The organism is Pseudomonas sp. DVZ6 (genome assembly GCF_024259445.1).
Taxonomy (GTDB): domain Bacteria; phylum Pseudomonadota; class Gammaproteobacteria; order Pseudomonadales; family Pseudomonadaceae; genus Aquipseudomonas; species Aquipseudomonas peradeniyensis.
In genome coordinates this window covers 17,756-34,671 of the sequence record NZ_JANCLM010000054.1, presented here as the reverse complement: position 1 = coordinate 34,671, position 16,916 = coordinate 17,756, and the positions used below count along the sequence as shown (strand labels likewise).

15 protein-coding genes are annotated in these 16,916 nt (G+C 65.2%); 6 read left to right on the top strand and 9 right to left on the bottom strand.

The window, feature by feature from the left end; translation table 11 throughout:
• Positions 1-440 precede the first annotated feature (440 nt).
• The 3 genes from gabP to NMG10_RS24000 all read right to left on the bottom strand — a co-directional run bounded on the left by gabP (position 441) and on the right by NMG10_RS24000 (position 4,767).
• Entirely contained in the window at positions 441-1,835 is a 1,395-nt protein-coding gene (gene gabP, locus NMG10_RS24010; RefSeq protein WP_203650243.1) for a GABA permease, read from the bottom strand.
• A gap of 352 nt (positions 1,836-2,187) precedes the next feature.
• Entirely contained in the window at positions 2,188-3,168 is a 981-nt protein-coding gene (locus NMG10_RS24005; RefSeq protein ID WP_254465249.1) for a magnesium transporter CorA family protein, read from the bottom strand.
• A 12-nt stretch (positions 3,169-3,180) separates the two neighbouring features.
• Positions 3,181-4,767 carry a RimK family protein gene (locus NMG10_RS24000; RefSeq protein ID WP_254465248.1) on the bottom strand — a complete coding sequence of 529 codons (1,587 nt, stop codon included), beginning with the start codon at positions 4,765-4,767 and terminating at the stop codon, positions 3,181-3,183.
• A gap of 92 nt (positions 4,768-4,859) precedes the next feature.
• On the opposite strand from NMG10_RS24000, the gene NMG10_RS23995 reads away from it, so the two are divergent.
• Together NMG10_RS23995 and NMG10_RS23990 are read left to right on the top strand one after the other, a co-directional pair.
• Complete coding sequence (locus tag NMG10_RS23995; RefSeq protein ID WP_234563011.1) at positions 4,860-5,966, top strand: peptidase C39 family protein; 1,107 nt, start codon at positions 4,860-4,862, stop codon at positions 5,964-5,966.
• A 138-nt stretch (positions 5,967-6,104) separates the two neighbouring features.
• A complete protein-coding gene (locus NMG10_RS23990; protein ID WP_254465247.1) occupies positions 6,105-6,998 on the top strand; it encodes a GNAT family N-acetyltransferase in 894 nt (297 codons plus the stop codon).
• 25 nt (positions 6,999-7,023) lie between these two features.
• On the opposite strand, the gene NMG10_RS23985 is transcribed toward NMG10_RS23990, so the two are convergent.
• From NMG10_RS23985 to NMG10_RS23970, 4 genes are all read right to left on the bottom strand, one after another.
• The gene (locus tag NMG10_RS23985; protein WP_203650232.1) at positions 7,024-8,034 is read right to left on the bottom strand and encodes an NAD(P)-dependent alcohol dehydrogenase; all 1,011 of its coding nucleotides are present in this window, start codon (positions 8,032-8,034) and stop codon (positions 7,024-7,026) included.
• A gap of 232 nt (positions 8,035-8,266) precedes the next feature.
• Entirely contained in the window at positions 8,267-8,857 is a 591-nt protein-coding gene (locus NMG10_RS23980) for an HAD family hydrolase (RefSeq protein ID WP_254465246.1), read from the bottom strand.
• On the bottom strand, positions 8,854-9,723 hold the full coding sequence (gene tesB / locus NMG10_RS23975) for an acyl-CoA thioesterase II (protein ID WP_050707021.1): 870 nt from the start codon (positions 9,721-9,723) through the stop codon (positions 8,854-8,856). Before tesB ends, NMG10_RS23980 begins: the two co-directional genes overlap by 4 nt.
• 91 nt (positions 9,724-9,814) lie before the next feature.
• Entirely contained in the window at positions 9,815-10,384 is a 570-nt protein-coding gene (locus NMG10_RS23970; RefSeq protein ID WP_234563008.1) for a GNAT family N-acetyltransferase, read from the bottom strand.
• A gap of 166 nt (positions 10,385-10,550) precedes the next feature.
• Between NMG10_RS23970 and NMG10_RS23965 the strand changes: the two genes are divergently transcribed.
• From NMG10_RS23965 to NMG10_RS23955, 3 genes are all read left to right on the top strand, one after another.
• Complete coding sequence (locus NMG10_RS23965; RefSeq protein ID WP_254465245.1) at positions 10,551-11,237, top strand: histidine phosphatase family protein; 687 nt, start codon at positions 10,551-10,553, stop codon at positions 11,235-11,237.
• A 162-nt stretch (positions 11,238-11,399) separates the two neighbouring features.
• Positions 11,400-12,314, top strand: a complete 915-nt coding sequence (locus NMG10_RS23960; protein ID WP_254465244.1) for a histone deacetylase — start codon at positions 11,400-11,402, stop codon at positions 12,312-12,314.
• 149 nt (positions 12,315-12,463) lie between these two features.
• A complete protein-coding gene (locus NMG10_RS23955; protein ID WP_254465243.1) occupies positions 12,464-13,708 on the top strand; it encodes a TIGR03862 family flavoprotein in 1,245 nt (414 codons plus the stop codon).
• Between the two features lie 133 nt (positions 13,709-13,841).
• Here the strand turns inward: NMG10_RS23955 and NMG10_RS23950 are convergent, their stop codons facing one another.
• A complete protein-coding gene (locus NMG10_RS23950) occupies positions 13,842-15,173 on the bottom strand; it encodes a DEAD/DEAH box helicase (RefSeq protein ID WP_254465242.1) in 1,332 nt (443 codons plus the stop codon).
• Between the two features lie 150 nt (positions 15,174-15,323).
• Positions 15,324-16,244: a drug/metabolite exporter YedA gene (gene yedA, locus NMG10_RS23945; RefSeq protein ID WP_254465241.1), complete on the bottom strand. Its 921-nt coding sequence runs from the start codon at positions 16,242-16,244 to the stop codon at positions 15,324-15,326.
• 153 nt (positions 16,245-16,397) lie between these two features.
• Between yedA and NMG10_RS23940 the strand changes: the two genes are divergently transcribed.
• Complete coding sequence (locus NMG10_RS23940) at positions 16,398-16,856, top strand: Lrp/AsnC family transcriptional regulator (protein ID WP_110737865.1); 459 nt, start codon at positions 16,398-16,400, stop codon at positions 16,854-16,856.
• Positions 16,857-16,916 lie beyond the last annotated feature (60 nt).

The following is a 16,916-nucleotide window of genomic DNA, read 5'->3' as shown; positions in this document are numbered from 1 at the left end:
CCGAGCGCCGCCCGCGCGGCGCATCGCGGCGCAAGGCCGCTCCTACATCTGTTTCGGGCCAATTATGCCTGTGAAAGTATCGGCGCCTGCCTTGGTGCATGCCTCAAGTCGTGCGCAGCGGCAGTGGTGACCACGCTGAAACCGCGTCGGACCAACAAGGCGGACCAGGTAATGGCCCAGGAGCGATTGGCCCGAAACAAATGTGGGAGCGGGCTCGCCCCGCGATGCGCCGCGCGGGCGGCGCTCGATCTCATAGGCGCCAGAGACCCCTCGGCGAACACCTCTGGAACACAACGCACCCCCAAGGCGAACACCTCGCACACACAACCCAATCCCAAGACAGGCACCTCCCACATCTGTTTTGGGCCAGTCTGTCCTGTAATAAGGTTATCGCTGTCCGCCTTGTTGGCCCGACGCAGTTTCGGCGTGGGCACCACCGATTATCCTGCCGAACGCACCCCCACCGCCCTGCGGGAATGGCCGCGCGTGGTGACGATTCCCAGGAACGAGATCACGATCGCCAGGCTCAGGGTGGCGGTTACCTCGGCGCGGTGCTCCTCGGTGAACATCATCACGGCCAGGGCGCCACTGATGAACAGGATCACCGCCCAGGTCAGCCAGGGGAACAGCCACATGCGGAACTTGAGGTTGGCGTTCTCGCGCTCCAGCCGCCCACGCATGCGCAGTTGCGAAATGGCGATCACCAGGTACACCAGCAGCGCGATGGCGCCGGAGCTGGCGAGCAGGAACTCGAACACGCCCTTGGGCGCGAAGTAGTTGAGGATGGCGATGGCCGCGCCGATCAGGGTGCTGCCGAACACCGCGGCGCGAGGGACACCCACCTTGGAAGTGTTCTTCAGCAAGGCCGGCGCATCACCCCGCTTGGCCAGCGAGTACATCATCCGTGAGGCAATATAGATAGAAGAGTTCATGCAGCTGGTTACCGCGATCAGCACCACGAAGTCGACCATCAGCGCCGCGTTGGGGATGTTCATGATTTCCAGCGCGCGCTGGTAGGAACCCACCACCGCCAGCTGCGGGTCATTCCACGGCACTACCGAGATGATCACGAAGATCGACAATATATAGAAGGTGCTGATGCGCCAGATCACCGAACGGGTGGCCTTGGCGATATTGCGCGCCGGGTCGCTGGACTCGGAGGCGGCAATGGTCACCGCCTCGGTGCCGATGAAGCTGAACATTACGGTGATGAAGGCGCCGACCACCGCGGACCAGCCCTTGGGCGCGAAGCCGCCGTGCTCATCCACCAGGGTGCTCAGCCCACTGACCTCGCGTTCCGGCAACCAGCCCGCCAGCGCGGCGAAGCCCAGGCCGATGAAACCGAGAATGGCGGTGACCTTGAGAATGGCGAACCAGAACTCGAACTCACCGTACTTGGCCACGCTGAACAGGTTGGTGCAGGCCAGCAGCAGCACCGAGGCCAGGGCGAAGATCCAGCTGTCCACCTGGGGGAACCAGGCGTTGAGCACATGCCCGGCAGCCAGTGCCTCGATGGGGATCACCAGCACCCAGAACCACCAGTACAGCCAGCCGATGGTGTAGCCGGCCCAGCGACCGATGGCCTGGTCGGCGTAGGTGGAAAACGAGCCGGTGTCGGGGTGGGCCACGGCCATTTCGCCGAGCATGCGCATGACCAGCACCACCAGGGTGCCGGCCACGAAATAGGAGAGGATGGTGGCCGGACCGGCCGCCGCGATGGCGTGTCCGGAGCCGACGAAGAGCCCCGCGCCGATGATGCCGGCGATGGACAGCATCGTTACGTGACGTGGCTTGAAACCTTGAGCAAGGTTGCCATCAGTTCCCACGGTGTTCATTGGTCTTGTTCTCTTTTTGCTGACACAAGGAAGGGACGGGCAGGCGCGGGCGAAATGGTCTCCTCGGCTAAGGGCGGAGTACGTTGCGCACGCTCTGTTACGGCCTTCTCAAGCGCCATGGCAACGCACCGTGGGGATGCGGGCTTCACTTTAAGCCGGGCGCGGCGCCAGCAAAATGCTCGAAAACGTCAGACAACTGTTCGATCACGACACCGCGTGCCCATGCACGTCAGTCAAGCCCCTCGGCATGCCTGTTTGCGTCAGTCGCGGTCGCGTAGATAGTCCCAGTAGAAGTTCACCACCGCGAACACCACGATCACCGTGACGATCATCAGGCCGATCTGCAGGTTGCTCATGGGGCCTCCCGTTGAGTCATCTGTAGGAGCGGGCTTGTCCCGCGATTGCGATCATGGGGGACGACATCGTTGTGCGGCCCGGCGCTGTCGCGGGGCAAGCCCGCTCCTACAGTGCTGCGATGTCTGCCCGAACGGGCCAGGCGCTTGAGCGCCAGCACCATGAGCACGCCCAGCAGCATCATCGCCAGCACCAGCACTGCATACGCCAGCCACCATGGCACGCCCGCGGTCATCATGCTGAACTCGGACATGCCGCCAATGCTGGCGATCAGGTTCAGCGGCAGGAACACCACGTTGATCAGGGTGAGCTTGCGCAGGGTCTCGTTCATCGCGTTGTTGGCCAGGTTGCCGCGGGCGTCCATCAAGCCGGCGAACACCGTCGAGTAGATCTCGGCCTGCTTGTGGCACTGGTTGTTCTCGATGACCAGGTCGTCGATCAGCGCCAGCACCTCGGGGTTGAAATGACGCTTCTCGCCATGGGCGCGCAGGCGCGAGAGCACCGCGCCATTGCTGTGGATGGCATTGATATAGTGGATCAAGCTTTCGCTGAGGTTGAACATCTGCATCAGGTGGTGGTTCTCCAGCGACTGCTCGAAACGTTGCTGCAGTTCGCGGGCGACCATCTTGATCACCTTCAGGTGCCCCAGGTAGTGGTGCAGGTTGTCGAGCAGGATGGCCAACAACACATCCATCGGATCGTGCAGTGCATGGCGCTGTCCGAGGCCGTCGAGCAGGGAGGCGTCCGGGGCGATCAACACCAGGTGGCCGTCGACCATCAGCATGCCGAAGGAAGACACCTGGAAGGCGAAACTGTCTCCCCCGGTGTAGCTCTCCGGGCGCTTCCAGATCAGGAACAGGCCATCGCGGTGCAGTTCGATGCGCGACACCTCGTCCGGTTCGACGAACAGCAGCACCTCGCAATCGAGCCCTTCGCGCTTGCGCAACTGACCATGGGCCAGGCTGTAGCTTTCGATCATGCCAGCACCTCGTTACCAGGCTTGCCCCCGGCGCTTCTGCTCCAGGCGGCGGATGAATTCCTCCAGCACCAGGGTGTAGAGGTCGTCGTGCAGGTAGGCGTCCTCGATGCCGGCGTCGAGGTTGGGGTTGTCGTTGACCTCGATCACCACCACCCGATCACCGACCTGCTTGAGGTCGACGCCATACAGGCCATCGCCGATCAGGTTGGCGGCCTTCACCGCCAGCTCCACCACCGCCCGCGGCGCCTCGTGCACGGCCAGGGTGCGGCACTCGCCGTTGACCTCGTCGCGCTGGGCCTGGTGGTTGAAGATCTGCCAGTGGCCCTTGGACATGAAGTACTGGCAGGCGAAGATCGGCTTGCGATTGAGCACGCCGATACGCCAGTCGTATTCGGTGTAGAGGTATTCCTGGGCCAGCAGCAGCACCGAGTGCTCGAACAGTTCGCCGGTAGCGGCCTGGAGTTCGGCGGGGTCCTTGACCTTGATCACGCCCTGGGAGAAACAGCCGTCGGGTATCTTCAGCACCAGCGGAAAGCCCAGCCGCTCGCCGATGCCTTCCAGGGCCTGGGGGTTGTCGCGGTAGAGGATCTCGCTGGCCGGCATGGCCAGGCGATGGCTGCGCAGCAGGTCGGTCAGGTAGACCTTGTTGGTGCAGCGCAGGATCGACGCCGGGTCGTCCATCACCACCAGCCCTTCGCTCTCGGCCTTCTTGGCGAAGCGGTAGGTGTGATTGTCGACGCTGGTGGTCTCGCGGATCAGCAGCGCGTCGTATTCGGCCAGGCGGGCGTAGTCCTTCTTGCCGATCAGCTCGACATCGACCCCCAGTTGGCGCCCGGCGCGAATGAAGTGCTCTAGCGCCTTGGGGTTGGACGGCGGCAGCGCTTCGTCGGGGTCGTGGAGGATCGCCAGGTCGTAACGCGCCACCCGCCGCGAGCGCGGCTGGCGCCAGATCCGGCGACTGAAGCCATCGAGGGCGTTGGCGAACGGGTCCTGCTGGTCTTCGCGCAACTTGTGCAGCGCGCCGGCCTTGACCCCGGCGATATGCCAGGCGCTGGTCTTGCGGAACTCCACCAGCAGAATCGGACACGGGAAACTTTCGAACAGCTGGCGGGCGATGTCCTGCAGCGGTTCCAGATCGGTACGGCCGAAATACAGGGTCAGGGTGAACCCTTCGGTTTCGCCGTAGGGGTGATTGGCCAAGGCGCTCTCGAGGCTGCGCGCCATGTCGTCGAGGGCCAATCCGTATAACGACTTGCGGGTCAACTCACTGATACTTCTGACCGAGGGAATGACTTTATGCCCGCGTGCCTCGGCCAACAACGAACAATAATAACCGTGACCTAGATATTTATAATTTCGACATAGGTTTATTACCTGGACACGTTTGCCGTTATCGGCCTCGCGTGGCTCCTCCAGGTATTCCTGGGCTGTCACGACATCCTCGCTGGGCAGGTACGAAGCCCAGTCTTCACGCCGTTCCACGATGATCACCAGCTGACTTGACTTGTTATCCAGGGTCAGTGGATAAATAACACCAGTTGTACTTGAGTGTGAACTTTCCCCGGGCCAGCCAGGTAAGGGTTCCTGAAACGAAGACATGTTTGAAGCCCTGTGTTGGGTAGACACGGTTTCTATTAAGCACGAAGTTTTTCGAATGTCCCGTTTCATTACGCAACTTTTACGGCGGCCCTATGCACATCGAATTTCGCCTGGCAACTGTTGACGACCTGCCGGCCCTGCTGGCGCTGGAGAACCAGTGCTTCGCCCTCGACCGGCTGACCCCACGCAGCTTTCGCTGGATGCTGTCCCACGCCAATGCCAGCCTGCTGGTGGCGCAACGCGACGGCCAGCTGATGGGCTATGCATTGTTGCTGTTCCACCGCGGCACCTCGCTGGCCCGCCTGTATTCCATCGCCATTGCCGAACAGGCGCGTGGCCATGGCCTTGGCGCCCGCCTGCTGGAACAGGCCGAAGGCTGCGCCCTGGAGCACGAGCGCGCCTACTTGCGTCTTGAAGTACGCACTGACAATCCAAAAGCCATCGCCCTGTACGAACGCCACGGCTACCGTCGTTTCGCCCAGGTCGACGACTACTACGAGGACCACACCAGCGCCCTGCGCTACGAGAAGCGCATCCTCCAGCACCCGACGGGCGAGACGCGACCGGTCCCCTACTACGCCCAGACCACCGACTTCACCTGCGGCCCGGCCTGCCTGCTGATGGCCATGGCCGCGCTGCAACCGCAGCGCCCGCCGAGCCGTCGCGAGGAACTGCGCCTGTGGCGCGAGGCGACCACGGTGTTCATGACCTCCGGTCACGGCGGCTGCAGCCCTCATGGGCTGGCGCTGGCCGCCTGGCGCCGGGGCTTTCGCGTCAGGCTGCTGCTCAATACCGAGGGGCCGCTGTTTCTCGACGGTGTGCGCCAGCCCGGCAAGAAGGAAGTCATGCGCCTGGTCCATGAGGACTTCTGCGCCGAGTTGCAGGACAGCGACGTGGTAGTCGCGCGGCAGGCGCCCAATCTGCCCCGGGTACTGGCCGAAGGCGGCCTGGCGCTGGTACTCATCAGCAACTACCGGCTGACCGGCAGCAAGGCGCCGCACTGGGTGCTGGTCACCGCCTGCGACGACGACTTCGTCTACCTGCACGACCCCGACACCGACCACGCTCGTCACCGGCAGGTGCTGGACTGCCAGCACCTGCCGGTCAGCCACCAGGAGTTCCAGCGCATGAGCCTGTTCGGCGGTCGCAAGTTGCGGGCGGCGGTGGTGGTGTATGCAGGGAGTGAAACTGCGGCGTAAACAGAGACCGCCGGCTGACTGCGGTGCGGGCGGCCATCTTTCTACGTCTGCCCTCACCGCGATGGCACAAACCCTTACAACTTTTCATCCACGCTGCGGTTAACGTTCACCCTCACTTCACGGACCGGTATGGACGCCATGACACTCTTCCTCGACGACCCCGCACTCGCGCAGGTCGAGCACTACCGCGACGACCCGCACCTGCGCGCCGAACTCAACGCCCTCACCCGCCAGACCTATGGCTTCGACTTCGAAGCCTGGTACCAAGCCGGCTTCTGGCAAGCCGACAACCAGCCGTGCTCACTGGTTCGCGACGGGAAGATGCTGGCCAACGCCTCGGCCAACCTGCTCGATTTCACCCTGGATGGCCAGCACCTGCGCTGCGTCCAGATCGGTACGGTAATGACCGCGCCGCAGGCACAGGGCCGTGGCTATAGCCGTTTCCTGATGGAGGTGCTGGTGGAGCGCTGGGCAAGTAACTGCGACTTGCTGTACCTGTTCGCCAACAGCACCGTACTCGATCTATATCCCAGGTTCGGTTTTCGCCGAGTGGTCGAACACGAGTACTACCAGCCCTGGTCGGCGCAACCACGGGCCACAACCTTCCACCCGGTGAACCTGGATGATGGCGAACAACGTCAACGTTTCATCGATGCGGTGGAAAAGAGTTGTCCACAGGCGCGATTGAGCCTGGTGCCGAATGTGCCGCTGACGATGTTCTATTGCGATGGGCCCTACCGGGAGGCCTTGTTCCATTCCTCGGAGCATGAGGCGTATGTGGTGATGGAACAGGATGGCGAGCGGATGGTGCTGGTGGACGTGTTCTGCGAACGCGAACTGGCGCTGGCCGATGTGCTGGCTGAACTGGTCACGGCAACCACGCGGGAGGTGGTGCTGGGGTTCGCGCCGCTGAACTGCGAAGGCTTCGCGACACGGGTTGTGGATAACGATGATGCGTTGTTCGTCTGGGGAGCGGCACCTACCCGTGTCGATGGGCAGGTGCTGATGTTTCCATTGCTCTCCCATACCTGAATCGCGGGGCAAGCCTGCCACCATGTCACCAGGTCAGGCAGATCTTGCCAAAATGCTTGTTGCTCTCCTGGTACTTGAAGGCCTCGACCATCTGCTCCAGCTCGAAGTGCTTGTCCACCACCGGCCGCAGGCCATTGGCGTCGATGGCGCGGACCATCGCCTGCTGCTGGGCGCGACTGCCCACCAGCACGCCCTGCAGACGGATCTGCCGTACCAGCGCCTGCACCAGCGGCAGCTGTCCGGCCACGCCAGTGAGGATGCCGATCAGCGACACATGCCCGCCGATACGCGCGGCGATCATCGACTGCTCCAGCGTGGCCGGGCCACCAACCTCGATCACATGGTCCACGCCGCGTCCGCCGGTCAGCGCACGAACCTTTTCGCCCCAGGCGGGCGTGGTCTTGTAGTTGATCAGGTGATCCGCGCCGAGCGCCTTGAGACGCTCCAGCTTGGCATCGCTGGACGAGGTGGCGATCACCGTGGCGCCGGCCAGCTTGGCGAATTGCAGGGCGAAGATCGAAACGCCACCGGTGCCCTGCACCAATACGCTGTCGCCGGGCTTGAGGTGGTCATCGCTCATCAGGGCGCGCCAGGCAGTGACGCCGGCGGTGGTAAGGGTCGCCGACTCGGCATGACTGTAGCCCTTGGGCGCGAGGGTGAAGGAGCTGGCCCGGGCAGTCACCTGTTCACGGGCATAGCCGTCGATGCCGTCACCCGGCACGCTGGCAAAGCCCTCGACCTGAGCCTGGCCATCGAGCCAGTCGGGGAAGAAGGTGCTGACCACCGCATCACCAACCTGGAACTCGCTGACCCCGGCGCCCACCGCAATCACTTCGCCGGCACCATCGGCCATGGGGATGCGCCGCTCGCTCGGCCCCCACATGCCGCTGACCACGGCGAAGTCGTGGTAGTTGAGGGAGCTGGCGTGCAGGCGCACGGTGATCTCGCCGGCCTTGGGCGCGGCGGTTTCGCAGGTGCCGACCTGGACCTTGTCGTAGCCGCCGCCGGGCAGGACGTAGAGGGCCTTGGTGCTCATGGGTGGGTCTCCATCAAGGGAAAAGATGCAGTGCAGCTTAGACAGGTCTGGAGGATCGCGGGGCATGCCATCGCCAAGGTGACACAATTCCCCTGTAGGAGCGGCCTTGTGCCGCGAAAGGGCTGCGCAGCGGCCCCAGCCATTTTGGCTCTGATGATCCTGGGGCTGCTTTGCAGCCCTTTCGCGGCGCAAGGCCGCTCCTACAGAGGGATTGTGCAGGGCATGAGAGGCATCAGCCGAGCAACGCCCTCAGCGCCCGGCAATCGGCCGCATGCCAGTCGGCCAGCTGCGGCCATGGGTTGTCCGGCAGGTTGACCAGCACGGTGCGGGTGCCCGCGGCCCGGCCGCAGTCGAGGTCGAAGCGGTAGTCGCCGACCATCACCATCTCACCGGGGCTCACGTCCCAGGCGCGGGCGATCTGCAGCAGCCCGTCAGGGCTGGGCTTGGGCGCCGCCTCGTCGCGCCCGAGGATGTGCTCGACCGGGAAGCAGTCGGCCAGGCCGATGGCCTCGAGGGTGACATGGGCCAGTTCGCGGGCATTGCGGGTGAGGATGGCCAGCCGGCAATCACGCCCGGCCAGTTCACGCACCAGCTCCACTGCGCCGTCAGCGGCCTTGGAGGCGATTGCCAGGTCGCGCTCGTGCTCCAGCAGCCAGGCATGCTTGGCCGCCGCTTCCGCCGCCGGCAAGGCGGCCAGGTGGGTGAGGATGTCGTGGTCGGACGGGATGTCGAGCGCCTCGCGGATGGCCGCGAAGTCATGCACGGCGATCGTCAGGGTGCCATCCATGTCGAACACCCAGTGGCGAATATCCCCGAGGCTCATGCCCAGTCCTTGCGATGGCGGATCAGGCCTTCCTGGGTGGACGAGGCCACCAGTTGCCCGGCGCGGTTGAAGATGCTGCCACGGCAGAAACCGCGGGCGTTGCCGGCCCAGGGGCTGTCGGTGGCGTATAGCAGCCACTCATCGGCGCGCAGGTCACGGTGGAACCACAGCGAATGGTCGAGACTGGCGATCTGCATGTCCTTGCGCCACACCGACTTGCCATGGGGCAGCAAGGAAGTGGTCAGCAGGCCGAAGTCCGAGGCGTAGGCCAGCAGGTACTTGTGCAGCGCCGGGATGTCCGGGAGGTTGCCGTCGGCGCGGAACCAGGCGTACTTGATTGGTTCGCCCGGCTTGGGGTCGAACGGATCACGCTCGGTGATCGGGCGGATCTCGATGGGCTTGGCGCACAGCACCTTCTCGCGGATACGCTCGGGCAACTTGTCGGCCATGGCACTGGCCAGCTCGACTTCACTGGGCAGGTTTTCCGGGCCGACCACGTCCGGCATCTGCGCCTGGTGCTCGAAACCGTCCTCGTCGTACTGGAACGATGCGCTGCAGGTGAAGATCGGCTGGCCCTTCTGGATCGCCGTGACCCGCCGGGTGCTGAAGCTGCCGCCGTCGCGCACGCGGTCCACCGAATAGACCACCGGCATGCTGGCATCGCCCGGGCGCAGGAAGTAACCGTGCAGCGAATGCACGTGGCGGGCGTCCTCGACCGTCTGGCTGGCCGCCGACAGCGACTGGCCGAGCACCTGGCCACCGTACAGCTGGCGGAAGCCCAGGTCCTGGCTGCGTCCGCGGAACAGGTTCTCCTCGATCGACTCGAGGCTCAGCAAGTCGACCAGATCGTCGAGTACGTGGCTCATGGGGTTCTCCTGGCAAGGCAATACGGCGCGGTTATACCGGCGAATGATACAGGGTTTTGCCGTTCGTCCCGTCGTACGAATGGCGACCTATTCAGCCGCGCAGGTTCTGTTGCCAGCGGTCGCGGTCGATGCGGTACAGCACATGGGGGCGTAGCGGATCGCCGACGGGCAGCCGCGGGTGCTCGAAGCTGCCCGCCAGGTCCTGGACCATGCCGATGGCCTGCATCACCTTCTGCGATGGCAGGTTGGCCTCGGTGGTGAACGAAACCACCTCGTCCAGGTGCAACTGGGCGAAGGCACAACGCAGGCAGGCCCAGGCCGCCTCGCTGGCGAAGCCCAGCCCCCAGTGGCGGCGGGCCAGGCGCCAGCCGATCTCCACCGCCGGGCCGAACGGGGCGGCGAAGTTGACGTTGAGCAGGCCGGTCATGCCGATGAAGGCGCCGCTGTCCTTGCGCTCCAGGGCCCAGAGGCCGAAGCCGTACTCGTTGAAATGACCACGGATCCGGCCGATCAGCGCCGCCGCCTCGACCCGGGTCATCGGCGCGGGGAAATAGCGCATAACCTGCGGGTCGGCGCACAGGGCGGCGAACTCGCGCAGGTCGTCGTCCTGCCATTGGCGCAACACCAGGCGCGGGCTTTCCAGTTCGAGAATGGGGGTCATCGGCACGGCTCCGAAATCACGGTCTGGCAGTGTACAGCGTAGGCCGCGTGCATCAGCCAGCCGATGCTTTTTTCACATCGGCTTCACCGCCCCCCGACAGGCCGCTTCGCACAATGCCGCCACTATCGCGGCCTTCGTCGACGCCGCACTGCCATCGGAGTGACGCATGCACCCCAGCAACACCCTGCACAACCCGGCCCTGCTGGCCCCCCGCAAACGCCGCCGCTCGCGCACCGTGGTCGGCGCCGTCATCGGCCTGCTCCTGACACTGGCCGGGGCCAGCACCTGGCTAGCGACGAGGACGCACATCGTGAACCTTGGCAATGAGCAACAGTTGAGCGACAGCGGCCTGCTGCAGGACTGGAAGGAAGGCGCGGTGATCGTGATGATTCGCCATGCCGAACGCTGCGACAGTGCCCCGGGGCCGTGCCTGGACGATCCAACCGGCATCACCGTGTCCGGCAGCCAGGCGGCGCAACGGGTAGGCCAGGGCTTGCAGCAACTGGGGCTGGCCGGCGCCGACCTGCTCAGCAGCCCGAAGCTGCGCACCCGCCAGACCGCGCACTTCATCCTCGGCCAGGTCGTGACCAGCGAAGACTGGCTGGAGCGCTGCGACCGCCCGTTCCCGGCCGAGGCCATGGCCCGCAAGCGGCCCGGGCACAACCTGGTGCTGGTGACCCACAACGGTTGCATCGATCACTTCGCGCGCCAGCAGCATGTGCCGGGCGGTGAACGCGAGAGCGGTTATGCCAGCGCGCTGTTCGTGTCGGTGGATGGCAACGGCAAGGCGCGGATTCTTGGGCGGATGAACGAGCCGGACTGGCAAAGGGTGCTGGCCTCGGCCGACAAGTGATCGGCTACCAGCAATTCGCCATCCCCTGTGGGAGCGGGTTTACCCGCGAAGCAGCCAGCGCGGTCTCTGGCACCCGCTATGCGGGTGATCGCGGGTGAACCCGCTCCCACAGAAGCCAGCAAAGCTGGCAAGATCGGTGCTCGCCCCCACCGCACCGACACCATGCCCCTGCCGCTGATCTACCACGACGACTACAGCCCCGAGTTCCCGCCGGACCATCGCTTCCCGATGGACAAGTTCCGCTTGTTGCGCGATCACCTGGTGGACAGTGGCCTGACCACCGATGCCGCCCTGCTGCGCCCGGAGATCTGTCCCAACGACATCCTCGCCCTGGCCCATGACCGCGACTACATCGAGCGCTACATGAACGGCGAACTGTCCCGCGAGGACCAGCGCCGCCTCGGCCTGCCCTGGAGCGAGGCCCTGGCCCGGCGCACCGTGCGCGCCGTGGGTGGTTCGCTGCTGACCGCCGAGCAGGCGCTGCAACATGGCATCGCCTGCCACCTGGCTGGCGGCACCCATCACGCCCACTACGACCACCCGGCCGGCTTCTGCATCTTCAACGACCTGGCGGTGATCAGCCGTTACCTGTTGGAGGCCGGTCGCGTGCACCGGGTGCTGATCTTCGACTGCGACGTGCACCAGGGTGATGGCACCGCGCGCATGCTCCACGACACGCCGGAGGCGATCACCGTGTCGCTGCACTGCGAGCAGAACTTCCCGGCACGCAAGGCCCAGAGCGACTGGGACATCCCCCTGCCCCGCGGCATGCACGACAGCGCCTACCTCAAGGTGGTCGAAGACGCGCTGAACTACCTGCTGCCGCTGTACCAGCCCGACCTGGTGCTGTACGACGCCGGCGTCGATGTGCACAAGGACGACGCCCTGGGTTACCTGCAACTGACCGACGCAGGCCTGGCCGCCCGCGACGAGCACGTGTTGCGCCAGTGCCTGGGCCGCGACATCCCGGTGATGGGCGTGATCGGCGGCGGCTACAGCAAGGATCGTGAAGCCCTGGCCCGGCGCCACGGCATCCTCCACCACAGCGCGGCGCGGGTGCTCGGTTGTTCACAATGACTGTGGAACCGCTTGTGGATAACCTGCGGGAAAGCCGCTCCAGCCCTTTAACTGCCTGAGCTGCAAAGAATTGATCGTTTTTTGAGCAGTGTCGTGACAGGCCCCGCTGAGGTAGAATGTGCGGTCTTTTCCACAGCCTGTCGCCCGCCATGAACGATCCCCGCCCTGCCTCCCGCCCCCTAGTCGCCGTGATCGGCGGCGGCCCCGCCGGCCTGATGGCCGCCGAGACCCTGGCCCGGCGCGGGATGGCGGTAGAAGTGTTCGACGCCATGCCCTCGGTGGGCCGCAAGTTTCTGCTGGCCGGCGTCGGCGGCATGAACATCACCCATTCCGAGCCCTACCCCGCCTTCGTCGGCCGTTACGGCGCACGCCAGGGCGAGATCGACACGCTGCTGCGCGACTTCGATGGCGAGGCCCTGCGCCAGTGGATTCACGGCCTGGGCATCGAAACCTTCGTCGGTACCTCGGGCCGCGTGTTCCCTCGCGACATGAAGGCCGCGCCGCTGCTGCGCGCCTGGCTCAAGCGCCTGCGCGAGTCCGGCGTGGTTATCCACACCCGGCACCGCTGGTTGGGCTGGACAGCCGAAGGTGCCCTGCGGATCAGTTATCCACAAGGCGAGCTGCAGGTACGGGCCGACGCCGTGGTGCTGGCCCTGGGTGGCGGCAGCTGGGCACGCCTGGGCTCGGACGGTGCCTGGGTGCCGCTGCTGGCCGAACGCGGTGTGGATATCTCTGCGCTGCGGGCGAGCAACTGCGGTTTCGAGGTCGAGGGCTGGAGTGATCTGCTCAAGGACAAGTTCGCCGGCGCCCCGCTGAAGAACATCGCCCTTGCCATACCCGGCGCCGCGTCGCGCAAGGGCGAATTCATCCTCACCGCCCAAGGGGTGGAGGGCAGCCTGGTGTATGCCTGGTCGGCGGCCCTGCGGGAGGCGATTGACCGCGACGGGCGGGCGACGCTGCTGCTCGACCTGCTGCCGGACCGGCCTGTGGACAAGATTGCCCAGGCCCTGGCCAAGCCCAGGGGATCGCGGTCGATGGCCAAGCACCTGCACGGCCAGCTCGGGATCGACGGGGTGAAGGCGGCCTTGTTGCGCGAGTTGACCGACCAGGCGACCTTTGCCGACCCCGAGCGCCTGGCGGCGGCGATCAAGGCATTGCCGATCATGCTGGTGCGGGCCCGGCCGCTGGACGAGGCGATCAGCAGTGCTGGTGGCGTAAGGTTCGAAGGATTGGATGAGGGGCTGATGGCGCGCAACCTACCCGGGGTGTTCTGCGCGGGGGAGATGCTGGATTGGGAGGCGCCGACTGGGGGGTACCTGCTGACGGCGTGTTTTGCCAGTGGTTTGCGGGCAGGAAATGCTGCGGCGGATTGGTTAATGCGTCAGGTCAGGTAGATTGCCGGGGCTGCTACGCAGCCCTTTCGCGGCACAAGGCCGCTCCTACAGGGTGATGCGCGGTCCTCTGTAGGAGCGGCCTTGCCGAGGCGTCGGACCGGCCGGAAAGGGCGGCAAAGCGGCCCCCAAAATCTCAAGGCTTACGCTTGCCCGGTTTGCCACCAAAGCTCGGCACCTTGCGCACCGCCTTGACCGCCGGCGCCGAAGCCCCCGCCTCCTCGCTGTCCATCCAGCGCCCCAGACCACGCTTGGCACTGTTCTCTTTCGGTTTCTTGGGCTTCTTCGGCTTTTTCAGCACCTGGCCACTGGCATCGGTCACCGGCACCCGGTGATCGGGGATGAAGTCCGGCTCCTCATGGCGCGGCAGCACCTGGCGGATCAGCGTCTCGATCGACGCCAGCAGTTGCACCTCGTCGGCACACACCAACGAAATCGCTTCGCCCTTGTTGCCCGCGCGACCGGTACGACCGATACGGTGCACATAGTCCTCGGCGACGATCGGCAGGTCGAGGTTGACCACCAGCGGCAGGTCGTCGATGTCCAGGCCACGGGCGGCCACATCGGTGGCCACCAGCACCTGGATCTCACGGGCCTTGAAGGTGTCCAGGGCACGCTGGCGGGTGGCCTGCGGGCGGTCGCCGTGGATACCGTCGGCGTTCACGCCCTCGGCCAGCAGACGCTCGACCAGCTGATCCACGCCATTGCGGGTCTTGGCGAACACCAGCACCTGCTTCCAGCGCTGCTTGCGCAACAGGTGGCAGAACAGGTCGGCCTTGCGCTTCTTGTCCACCGGCACCAGCCATTGCTTGACCGTGTTGGCAGCGGCATTGCGCGGGCTGACTTCGATGCTCAACGGGTCGTTCAGCGCCAGGCCTGCGAGCATGCGGATCTGGTCGGAGAAGGTGGCGGAGAACAGCAGTGTCTGGCGCTTGCGCGGCAACGCCGCATACACCGCTTGCAGCTCTTCGGCGAAACCCAGGTCGAGCATGCGGTCGGCTTCGTCGAGCACCAGGGTCTGCACCTGGCCGAACTTGATGGCGTTCTGGCGGAACAGGTCGAGCAGACGGCCCGGGGTGGCCACCAGCAGGTCGACGCCGCGGCGCAGGCGCATCATCTGCGGGTTGATGCTGACGCCGCCGTACACCGCGTAGGTGGACAGCGGCAGGTTCTCGGCGTACTCACGCACGTTGGCGTGGACCTGCTCGGCCAGTTCGCGGGTCGGCACCAGCACCAGCGCGCGCACCGAGTTGCTGGCGACCTTCTCCCCTTCCAGCGCAAGGCGCTGCAGTACCGGCAGGGCGAAGCCGGCGGTCTTGCCGGTACCGGTCTGGGCGGCGGCCATCAGGTCGCGGCCGGCGAGCACGGCGGGGATGGCCTTGGCCTGGACCGGGGTGGGCGTGGTGTAGTCCAGCGTCTGCAGGGTGCGCAGCAGCGGTTCGATCAGGCCGAGTTGGGCGAAATTCATGGCAATACCGTCAGGGGTTCAGCGAAGGCGGCAAGTTTACCCCAGCACCACGGTGGCCCAAAGAACAAAGGGCCCGCTCCCACACGGATCGCGCCAGATTCTGGAAATTGAGCAAGACAGTTGCTCCCACAGGGTCAGAAGTCCGTTACCTTATTTGCACACCCCTTCTTTCAACGACACGGGCGGCTCCGGCGCCTTGCGCCACTGCGGCAGGCCGATCAGCACCACCGCGCCGATGATCACCGCCATGGCCACGCACTCCTCGGCGCCGATCTGCTCGCCGGCGAAGACGATCCCCAGCAACACCGCCACCGCCGGGTTGACGTAGGCATAGCTGGTGGCCGCCGCCGGGCGCACGTGCTTGAGCAGGTACATGTAGGAACTGAATGCCAGGATCGAGCCGAAGAACACCAGGTAGGCCAGCGCGCCCCAACCGGCGGCGGTGGGCATCTGGGTCAGGCGCTCGCCGCTGACGGCACTGCCGATCAGCAACGCCGCGCCGCCCACCAGCATTTCTGCGGCACTGGCCATCGCGCCCTGGGGCAGCGGCAGGCTCTTGCTCCACACCGAACCGAAGGCCCAGGCTGCCGCGGCGAACAAGATCAGCGCCGCGCCCATGGGGCTGGCCTGCAGGTTCGAGCCCATGTTGAGCATGCCGATGCCGACCAGCCCAAGGGCGATCCCCGCCCACTCCAGGCGCGAGTTGCGATGGCCGAAGAACAGACCGAACACCAAGGTGAACAGCGGCACCGTGGCCACCGCCAACGCCGCCACGCCCGAGGCGACCCCGGCATGCTCGGCCAGGGTCACCCCGCCGTTGCCGCAACTAAGCAACAGGAAACCGATCGCCCCGGCCGCGCGCCACTGGGGCCAGGTCGGCGCCGGCACACCACGCCAGCGCAGGAAGCCATAGAGCAGGCTGCCGGCAATCACGAAACGCACCCCGGCCATCAGCATCGGCGGCCAGGACTCCACGCCGATGCGGATAAACAGGTAGGTCGAGCCCCAGACCAGGTACAGGGCAAGAAAGGCGCCAACAAGCAACAACGGGAAGCGACGGGAGGAGGACATGGCAAGGGCTCGAAATCCGTTTACGGGTGGATTAGTTTAGAAAGGCCCAGGCGCAAACTTAAGTTATAAAACACGTTTAAAACACCAAAACACTTTGCAATAGATGGTTGTTCGGCCCCCTTGCCGTCGATTGCAAAGCCAACAGGAATCACCATGGACAAGTATGACCGCATGCTCCTCGCCGCCCTGCTGGAGAATGGCCGGGCCACCTACGCGCAGCTGGCGCGCCAGGTCAATCTGTCGGCCCCGGCGGTGGCCGAACGGGTGGCCAAGCTGGAAGCCAGCGGGGTAATCAGCGGCTACACGGCCAAGGTCGATCTGGAGAAGATCGGCCTGCCGATCCAGTGCGTGATGGAACTGCGCCTGGCCAGCCATGGCAACCAGCAGGCCTACGAGGCCCTGGAGAAAATCCCCGAACTCACCGAATGCCACCGGGTGACCGGCGACCCGTGCGTGATCATGCAGGCGGCCGTCACGTCGATGGGCGAGTTGGAGGCGCTGATCAACCGCGTATCGCAGCTGGGCTTCACCAAGACCTCGATCATCCTGTCGAGCGCAGTGGCGCGACGGGTGCCGCTGGGGCACCTGGAGGGCAACGGCAAAAAGAGCTGAAACAGCAGCGCGGAAGCGGCGGTTCGCCGTTGCGACTTGGCCCGCGATAGAGCCGGCATT

Excerpts from the sequence above, each read along its gene's own strand:
- NMG10_RS23985 (WP_203650232.1), bottom strand. The coding sequence starts at position 8,034 with ATGAGCACCAAGGCCCTCTACGTCCTGCCCGGCGGCGGCTACGACAAG.
- NMG10_RS23950 (WP_254465242.1), bottom strand. The coding sequence starts at position 15,173 with ATGAATTTCGCCCAACTCGGCCTGATCGAACCGCTGCTGCGCACCCTG.
- NMG10_RS23955 (WP_254465243.1), top strand. The coding sequence starts at position 12,464 with ATGAACGATCCCCGCCCTGCCTCCCGCCCCCTAGTCGCCGTGATCGGC.
- yedA (WP_254465241.1), bottom strand. The coding sequence starts at position 16,244 with ATGTCCTCCTCCCGTCGCTTCCCGTTGTTGCTTGTTGGCGCCTTTCTT.
- NMG10_RS24005 (WP_254465249.1), bottom strand. The coding sequence starts at position 3,168 with ATGATCGAAAGCTACAGCCTGGCCCATGGTCAGTTGCGCAAGCGCGAA.
- NMG10_RS23995 (WP_234563011.1), top strand. The coding sequence starts at position 4,860 with ATGCACATCGAATTTCGCCTGGCAACTGTTGACGACCTGCCGGCCCTG.
- NMG10_RS23965 (WP_254465245.1), top strand. The coding sequence starts at position 10,551 with ATGCACCCCAGCAACACCCTGCACAACCCGGCCCTGCTGGCCCCCCGC.
- tesB (WP_050707021.1), bottom strand. The coding sequence starts at position 9,723 with ATGAGCCACGTACTCGACGATCTGGTCGACTTGCTGAGCCTCGAGTCG.
- NMG10_RS23990 (WP_254465247.1), top strand. The coding sequence starts at position 6,105 with ATGACACTCTTCCTCGACGACCCCGCACTCGCGCAGGTCGAGCACTAC.
- NMG10_RS24000 (WP_254465248.1), bottom strand. The coding sequence starts at position 4,767 with ATGTCTTCGTTTCAGGAACCCTTACCTGGCTGGCCCGGGGAAAGTTCA.
- NMG10_RS23940 (WP_110737865.1), top strand. The coding sequence starts at position 16,398 with ATGGACAAGTATGACCGCATGCTCCTCGCCGCCCTGCTGGAGAATGGC.
- gabP (WP_203650243.1), bottom strand. The coding sequence starts at position 1,835 with ATGAACACCGTGGGAACTGATGGCAACCTTGCTCAAGGTTTCAAGCCA.
- NMG10_RS23970 (WP_234563008.1), bottom strand. The coding sequence starts at position 10,384 with ATGACCCCCATTCTCGAACTGGAAAGCCCGCGCCTGGTGTTGCGCCAA.
- NMG10_RS23960 (WP_254465244.1), top strand. The coding sequence starts at position 11,400 with ATGCCCCTGCCGCTGATCTACCACGACGACTACAGCCCCGAGTTCCCG.
- NMG10_RS23980 (WP_254465246.1), bottom strand. The coding sequence starts at position 8,857 with ATGAGCCTCGGGGATATTCGCCACTGGGTGTTCGACATGGATGGCACC.